We start from the raw sequence: 3,497 nt of genomic DNA on the forward strand, positions 1-3,497 counted from the left end.
TGTGGACTGGGCTGCCTATTACGGTGGTGGCAACCCGGTAGACCTGCCCACCTATCCCTTCCAACGCCAGCGGTACTGGATCGACCACCGCGAGTCCGTCCGCAACGCGGCCGACGTCGAGTTCTGGGACGTCGTGGACCGGCTGGCCGCCGACGAGCTGACGGCCAACGCGGACGAGCGGACCGCGCTGGCCGACGCTCTGCCGGTGCTGTCCCGCTGGCGCCGTCGTCGGCAGGCCGGGACGTCCGTCGACCAGCTGTGCTACCGCATCGAATGGCCGCCGGTCGAAGAACGCAAGCCGGTCACTGGCGTCTGGCTCGCCCTGGTCCCGGCCGAACGCAACGAATTGGTCGACGACGCCGTGGCCGCGCTGCCCGACGTCGTCACCGTGGACCTCGACACGGACGAGCGCGCGACGGCCGTCGCCCGGCTCGCCCGGATGAGCGGGGACTTCGTTGGCGTGGTGTCCCTGCTGGCGCTCGGCAGCCGCGACGCGCGGCGCGACGCCGCCGTGCTCGCGGTGGCAGTGCAGGCCCTCGGTGACGCCGGCATCCGTGCACCGCTGTGGTGCGTCACAAGCGGCGCCACCGGCCCGAGCGACGTCACGGCCCCGTTGCAGGCCATGGTGTGGGGCCTCGGGCAGTCCGTCGCACTGGAGCACCCGGACCGCTGGGGCGGTCTGGTCGATGTGCCGGAGAACGCCGGTCCCGAGGTGTGGCAGCGGTGCGCCGGGGCGCTCGGCGGTCCCGAGGACCGGATCGCCGTCCGGGCGGACGGCGTCCACGCCCGCCGCTTCGTGCACGCCACCGGCGCCGCGTCCGACTGGCAGCCGCGCGGGACGGTGCTGATCACCGGTGGCACAGGGGCACTGGGTGCGCACGTGGCTCGCTGGCTGGCCGCCAACGGCGCCGAACACCTGGTGCTCACCAGCCGCCGGGGCGCGGACGCTCCGGGCGCCGGCGAACTCGCTGCGGAGCTGACCGCTACGGGCGTCACCGTCACCCTGGCCGCCTGTGACGCCGCGGACCGGGACGGCATGCGCGAGCTGCTGGCTGACCTCCCGCTCAACGCCGTCTTCCACACAGCAGGCGTGCTGGCGGACGGCATGGTCGACACGCTCACCCCGGATCGGTTCGACGCAGTCACCAAGGCGAAGGTCGACGCGGTCGAGATCCTGCACGAGCTGACCCGCGACCGGGACCTGGACGCCTTCGTGGTGTTCTCCTCGGTGGCCGGTGTCGTCGGCTCGGCCGGCCAGGGCAACTACGGTGCCGCCAACGCCGCCGTCGACGCGCTCGTGGAGACCTACCGTGCCGCAGGCGTGCGGGCCACGTCCATCGCGTGGGGACCATGGGGAGACAGCGGTATGGCCGCCGGCGACGTCGGCCGGCAGCTGCACAGCCACGGCCTGGTGTCGATGGAGCCGGAGGTCGCGCTGGCCGCGCTGGCCCGGTGCGTCGGTCACGCCGAGCCGACCGTCGCCATCGCCCGCATCGACTGGGAGCGGTTCGTGCCACCGTTCGGTGCGACCGGACTGTTCCGCCAGGTGCCGGAGGCCAGGGGCGTCACCCCGCAGGTGGTGCCGTCCGGGCTGGCCACGCGGCTGGCCGGACTGTCCACGGTGGATCAGGAGCGGGAGCTGCTGCGGTTGGTTCGCACCGAGGCTGGTGCCGTGCTCGGACACGGCGACGGCGAGGCTATCGTCAGCGACCGTGCCTTCCGTGAAGGAGGCTTCGACTCGCTGTCCGCCGTCCAGTTGCGCAACAGGCTGGCCAGGATCACCGAACTGACCTTGCCGGCCACGCTCGTGTTCGACCACCCGACCCCTCTCGCGCTCGCCGCGTACCTGTTGCATGAGCTGACCGGCGGCCAGCAGGAGCAGGCACAGCTCGTGACCGGCTACGTGGACGAGCCGATCGCGGTCGTCGGCATGGCCTGCCGCTTCCCCGGCGGCGCCGACACGCCGGAACGGCTGTGGCAGTTGCTCGCCGACGGCGTGGACGCGGTCGGGGAGTTCCCGGTGGAGCGCGGCTGGGACGTCGACGCCCTCTACGACCCGGACCCCGACCACCCCGGGACCACCACCGTCCGCGTCGGCGGCTTCCTGCACACGGCTGGCGAGTTCGACCCGGCGTTCTTCGGTATCTCGCCGCGTGAGGCGCAGTCGATGGATCCGCAGCAGCGGTTGTTGCTGGAGACCGGGTGGGAGGCGCTGGAAGGGGCAGGCCTGGACCCGGTGGCCCTGCGCGGCTCGCAGACTGGCGTGTTCGTCGGCACCAACGGCCAGGACTACGCCACGCTCGTCGCCGCGACGGGGGAGGAGGCCACCGGCTACGGCGCCACGGGCACGACCGCCTCAGTCATGTCGGGTCGCATCTCGTACGCGCTGGGGTTCGAGGGACCGGCGTTCACGGTGGACACAGCGTGCTCGTCGTCTCTGGTGGCACTGCATCTCGCGGCGCAGTCGCTGCGTCAGGGTGAGTGCTCGCTGGCGCTGGCCGGTGGCGCGACCGTGATGGCGACTCCGCACACGTTCGTGGAGTTCAGCCGGCAGCGTGGGCTGTCGCACGACGGTCGCTGCCACGCGTTCGCCGAAGGCGCCGACGGCACGGGGTGGGGCGAAGGCGCTGGTTGGCTGCTGCTGGAGCGGCTGTCCGATGCCGAGCGCAACGGCCACCAAGTGGTGGCGATCGTGCGTGGTAGCGCGGTCAACCAGGACGGCGCTTCGAACGGTTTGACTGCGCCGAACGGTCCGTCGCAGCAGCGGGTCATCCGGGCCGCGCTGGCCAACGCGGGCCTCACCAGTGCCGATGTCGACGTCGTGGAGGCGCACGGCACGGGGACCGCGCTGGGCGACCCGATCGAGGCCCAGGCGCTGCTCGCCACCTACGGTCAGGACCGCGAGCGGCCGCTGCTGCTGGGGTCGGTCAAGTCGAACATCGGTCACACCCAGGCCGCCGCCGGCCTGGCCGGCCTGATCAAGGTCATCGAGGGGATGCGGCACGGTGCCGTGCCGGCCACCTTGCACGTGACCGAGCCGACCAGCCAGGTCGACTGGACCGCCGGGGCCATCGAGATCGCCACCAAGGCCGTGCCGTGGCCGGAGACCGGTCGTCCGCGTCGGGCCGGTGTGTCGTCGTTCGGCCTCAGCGGCACGAATGCGCATGTGATCGTCGAGCAGGGTGTGGTGCCGGAGGTTGTTGCTCCGGCGGAGGTTCCGGTCGTGCCGTGGGTGCTCTCCGGCAAGTCGAGCGAGACGCTGCGAGGGCACGCCGCGCGGCTTACTGTCGACGCGGCCGCAACGGACATCGCCTTCACGTTGGCGAGGCGGAGTGTGTTTGATTGTCGTGCGGTGGTGTTGGGTTCGGGTGGTGCTGGTCTTGAGCGTGGTGTGGGTGTGTTGGCTGCTGGTGAGGAAGGGGGTGGTGTGGTTGTTGGTAGGGCTGAGGTTGGTCGTGTGGCGGTGATGTTCTCTGGTCAGGGTTCGCAGCGTGCTG

At 71.7% G+C, this 3,497-nt stretch carries 1 protein-coding gene; it reads left to right on the top strand.

Annotated features, from left to right (window positions below; translation table 11 throughout):
* The coding region (locus tag LCE31_RS37975; RefSeq protein ID WP_308042410.1) for an SDR family NAD(P)-dependent oxidoreductase at positions 1 to 3,497 on the top strand (3,497 nt) is incomplete at both ends.

It is taken from the genome of Streptomyces sp. 8L (genome assembly GCF_020176795.1).
GTDB lineage: Bacteria > Actinomycetota > Actinomycetes > Streptomycetales > Streptomycetaceae > Streptomyces.